The sequence below is a fragment of the Kitasatospora sp. NPDC054768 genome, from assembly GCF_053612025.1.
The window spans coordinates 1-4,182 of sequence record NZ_JBSHBN010000305.1; the positions used below are offsets into that span (position 1 = coordinate 1).

At 74.4% G+C, this 4,182-nt stretch carries 2 protein-coding genes and 1 pseudogene; 1 reads left to right on the forward strand and 2 read right to left on the reverse strand.

The features are described 5' to 3' along the window. Positions 1-191 precede the first annotated feature (191 nt). Positions 192-1,292: pseudogene (galT, locus tag ACWGKU_RS40595) on the reverse strand (galactose-1-phosphate uridylyltransferase); the annotation flags it as partial. Between the two features lie 265 nt (positions 1,293-1,557). On the opposite strand from galT, the gene galK reads away from it, so the two are divergent. Continuing rightward, positions 1,558-2,703 (forward strand): galactokinase, encoded by a 1,146-nt coding sequence (gene galK, locus ACWGKU_RS40600; protein ID WP_452180019.1) that lies wholly within the window; start codon positions 1,558-1,560, stop codon positions 2,701-2,703. A 23-nt stretch (positions 2,704-2,726) separates the two neighbouring features. On the opposite strand, the gene ACWGKU_RS40605 is transcribed toward galK, so the two are convergent. Continuing rightward, positions 2,727-3,533, reverse strand: a complete 807-nt coding sequence (locus ACWGKU_RS40605; RefSeq protein ID WP_452180020.1) for a DeoR/GlpR family DNA-binding transcription regulator — start codon at positions 3,531-3,533, stop codon at positions 2,727-2,729. Positions 3,534-4,182 lie beyond the last annotated feature (649 nt).

Consider the following 4,182-nt stretch of genomic DNA (forward strand, 5'->3'; position numbering starts at 1 on the left):
GCGTTCCCGTCCGACCGGACCGCACGCACGAACGCGGACGGCGCCCGGGAGGAGGTCGGGGCCCGCACGGACGACGAGATCGCCGGTTGGCCCGAGCCGCGGGCAGCGCGTCCTCGCCCCGATTCCGATCCCGACCCCGGCACGGCTCGATCGACGGCCGTGCCGGGGTCCTCCTGTGGGCCGGGGCAGTCGGCCGCGGCCTCGCGCAGCCGCTCGGCGGCGGCCTCCGGACTCACGTCGGTGACGAAGGCGTCGAGTCCGGATTCCACGCCGGCCAGGTACTTGAGCTTGCCGGGAGCGCGCCGGACGGTGAACAGCTCCAGGTGCAGGGCGAGTTCGTCGCCGCCGTCCTTCGGCGCCTGGTGCCAGGCGGAGATGTACGGGGTCCGGTTCGGCGCGGCGCCGGCGGGAGCGGGGAACAGCCGGTCGAAGCGGCGCAGCAGGTCGAGGTAGAGGCCGGGGAACTCGGCGCGCTCGGCCTCGTTCAGCGCGGTGAGGTCGCGCACCCGGCGGTTGGGGTAGAGGTGGACCTCGTACGGCCAGCGGGCGGCGAAGGGCACGAAGGCCGTCCAGTGCTCGCCCCGGAGCACCAGCCGCTCGGGGGCGGTCCGTTCGGCGGCGACGAGGTCCTCGAAGAGGTTGCGGCCGGTGCTCGCCCGGTACGCCTCGGCGCGGCCGATCATCCGGGCGGTGCGGGAGGGGACGAAGGGGAAGGCGTAGATCTGCCCGTGCGGGTGGGCCAGGGTGACGCCGATCTCCTCGCCGCGGTTCTCGAAGCAGTACACCTGCCGGACCTCGGGCCGGGCCGACAGGTCGGCCGTGCGGTCGGTCCAGGCGTCCAGCACCAGGCGGGCCCTGGCCTCGTCCAGGTCGGCGAAGGAGGCGTCGTGGTCGGGGGCGAAGCAGACCACCTCGCAGCGGCCGGTGCCCGGCCGGAGGGTGCGCAGGGGGTCGTCCTCGCGGGCGGTGACGTGGGCGGCGGAGTCCGGAGCGAGCGAGGGGAAGCGGTTCTCGAAGACCACGACCTGGTAGTCGGCCGCCGGGACCTCGCTCAGCCGTCCGTCCCGGGAGGGGCAGAGCGGGCACTCACCGGCCGGGGGGTGGTAGGTGCGCTGCTGACGGTGGGCGGCGACGGTCACCCACTCGCCGAGCACCGGGTCGAGCCGGGTCTCGGAGAGGCTCGCGGAGGGTTCCAGCGGGCGTTCGTCCACGGCGTTCCGGACCGTGCCGAACTCCTGGTCGTAGTAGACGAGTTCGCGGCCGTCGGCCAACTTGGTCGCGGTCTTGTGCACCGCTGTGCTCCTTCTGCGGGGGAGTTCGGCCAGCCTGTGCCGATCTCCAACAGAATCAAACATATCCGATCGTTTGTCAACAGGTGTAGACCTGCTGGCAGGTCATCAGGCGCCGCATTCGATCCCTGTTGCGATGAGAAATCCGCAGGTGTTGACTGTGGCGGCCGATGATGTTTGATTATGTCGAAATCAACTCCCGTCCGCCGATGGAGGCATCGACGGGAGCCGACACGACGCACACGCACGACGTACGGGAGCCGAGCAGATGATCGACCGGGCCGCCACCGACTTCGAGGCCGTCCACGGCGCCCGGCCGAGCGGCGTGTGGGCCGCGCCCGGCCGGGTGAACCTGATCGGTGAGCACACCGACTACAACGACGGCTTCGTCCTGCCCATCGCCCTCCCGCACACCACCAGGGTCACCGCCCGCCGCCGCGCGGACGGCCGGGTGCGGCTCCACAGCACCCAGGGCGACGGCACCATCACCGACCTCGCGCTCGACGGCCTGGCCCCCGGGGTCGTCACCAGCTGGGCCGCCTACCCGGCCGGCGTGTTCTGGGCCCTCGCCGAGGCCGGACACGCGATCGGCGGCGCCGACCTCTCCGTCGACAGCGACGTGCCGGCCGGCGCAGGGCTCTCCTCCTCCGCCGCCCTGGAGTGCGCCACGGCCGCCGCCCTGAACGACCTGTACGGGCTCGGCCTGTCCGCGCCGGAACTCGCCCTGATCTCCCAGCGGGCCGAGAACGCCTTCGTCGGCGTGCCCTGCGGGGTGATGGACCAGATGGCCTCCGCCTGCTGCACGGACGGTGCCGCGCTGCTCCTCGACACCCGGACGCTGGAGCGGCGCCACGTCCCGCTCGACCTGGAGGCGGCCGGCTACCGGCTGCTGGTGATCGACACCCGGGTCAAGCACGACCTCGGCGACGGCGCCTACGCCGCCCTGCGGGCCGGCTGCGAGCAGGCCGCCGACCTGCTCGGCCTGGACGCACTGCGCGACCTGCCGCCCGCCGGCCTCACCGCCGCCCTGGAACGCCTCCCCGGGGAACTCGCCCCGCTGGTGCGGCACGTGGTCACCGAGAACCAGCGGGTGGCCGAGGCGATCGAGCACCTGGACGGCGGCCGGATCGCCGCGCTGGGGCCGGTCCTGACGGCCGGACACGCCTCGCTGCGCGACGACTTCCGGGTCTCCTGCCCCGAGACGGACCTCGCGGTCGAGGCCGCCGTGGCCGCCGGGGCGCCGGGCGCCCGGATGACCGGCGGCGGCTTCGGCGGCTCCGTCATCGCCCTGGTGGCCACGGCGGACGTGACAGCGGTCGCGGACGCGGTGCGGTCGGCCTTCGACGCCGCGGGCTTCGCCGCACCCGTCGCCTTCACCGCCGTCCCCTCGCCGGGGGCGCGCCGGCTGGCCTGACCGGGCGCGGCGCCCCCGCCCGGTCAGCCGGCGGCCGGCACCACGACGAGCTCCCCGACCGCGTCGGCGAGCACGCTGCGGGCCGCCACCGGGAGGGCGTCGTCGGTGATGAAGCAGTCGACCTCCGTCAAGGTCGCGAAACTGCTCAGGCCGACGACGCCCCACTTCGTGTGGTCGGCGACCACGACAGTGCGGCGGGCCGAGGCGATCAGCGCCCGATTGGTCTGCGCCTCCGCCAGGTTGGGCGTGGTGAGTCCGGCTTGCTCACTGACGCCGTGCACACCGAGGACGAGCAGGTCCACGTGGAGCGTGCGGATCGTCTGGTCCGCGAGGGCCCCCACCAGCGCCGCGGAGCGCGTCGGCGCCCCACCGGTCAACAGCAGCGACGGAACGGCCTCCGCTCCGTCGCTCTCCGCCGCCCACAGCAGGTCCGCGATCCGCAGGGAGTTGGTCACGACCGTCAGCCCCGGGACCTCCAGCAACCGCGAGGCCACCGCATAGGTCGTGGTGCCCGCGGACAGCGCCACCACGCTGCCCGGCTCCACCCGCTGCGCTGCGGCGTCGGCCAGGGCGGCCTTGGTGCCCTCCTCCAGCCCGGACTTCACGTCGAAGCCGGGTTCGTCCGTGCTCGCGGTCCCCACCGCGATGGCCCCGCCGTGGACCTTCTGCACGTCTCCCTGGCGTACCAGTGCGTCCAGGTCGCGACGGATCGTCATGTCCGACACGCCGAACTGCTCGACCAGCTCGGCGACGCGCACCGCGCCGGCCTTGCGGATGGCCTCCAGGATCAGCGCCTGGCGCTGCGGGGCGAGCAAACTCTGATCAGCCACGAAGGCCCTTTCGATCGAACGGGTGCCTGACCGCTCCCGCTTCCTCCGGCAGGCCGACCCTGCCACGGTCCGGACGTACCGGTGCCACCGCCGAGGGCCGGGCTGGGCGCCGGAGCGTTCGCGTCGGTGACCGGGGAGCCGTCGGCCGCGACATGATCCAGTATCCCAGGACCCCGGCGGGCCCCGTCCCGACCGGTCGGCCGGTACGGCGGGGGCCCGGCCGCACCGCACCGGGAGGACGCGCAACCGCCGGTGCCGCCGGGAGGGGCGGCACCGGCGGTTCCGGTCGCGGTCCGGCCGACCCTCGGCGGCCGACCGCTCGTTCCGCCTCCGGCCGGGTCCGGACCGGCTGCCACTGTGTGGCGGGCCCGGCCAGGACCTCCGGCCGAGGCGGACGTCATGGGGGACTGATCACCGGGACACCCGGTTCGGGAGTTCGCGGTTCGGCCCCGATGGGGGAGCCGGCCCGGCGCCGCACGCGTCGGGCCGGCTCAGGGACCGGTTTCCCGCGCGCCGGGCGGTGGGGCGCCCCGCGCACGGGAGACCGGGCTCAGGCGGGCAGTCCGACCGCCCGCTCGCGGTTGCGGCGCTGCTGGATGACGACGGCGGCGACCAGCAGGGAGCCCTGGGCGACGTTCTGCCAGAAGGC

Coding starts and splice junctions, on each gene's coding strand:
- galK (WP_452180019.1), top strand. CDS start 1,558: ATGATCGACCGGGCCGCCACCGACTTCGAGGCCGTCCACGGCGCCCGG.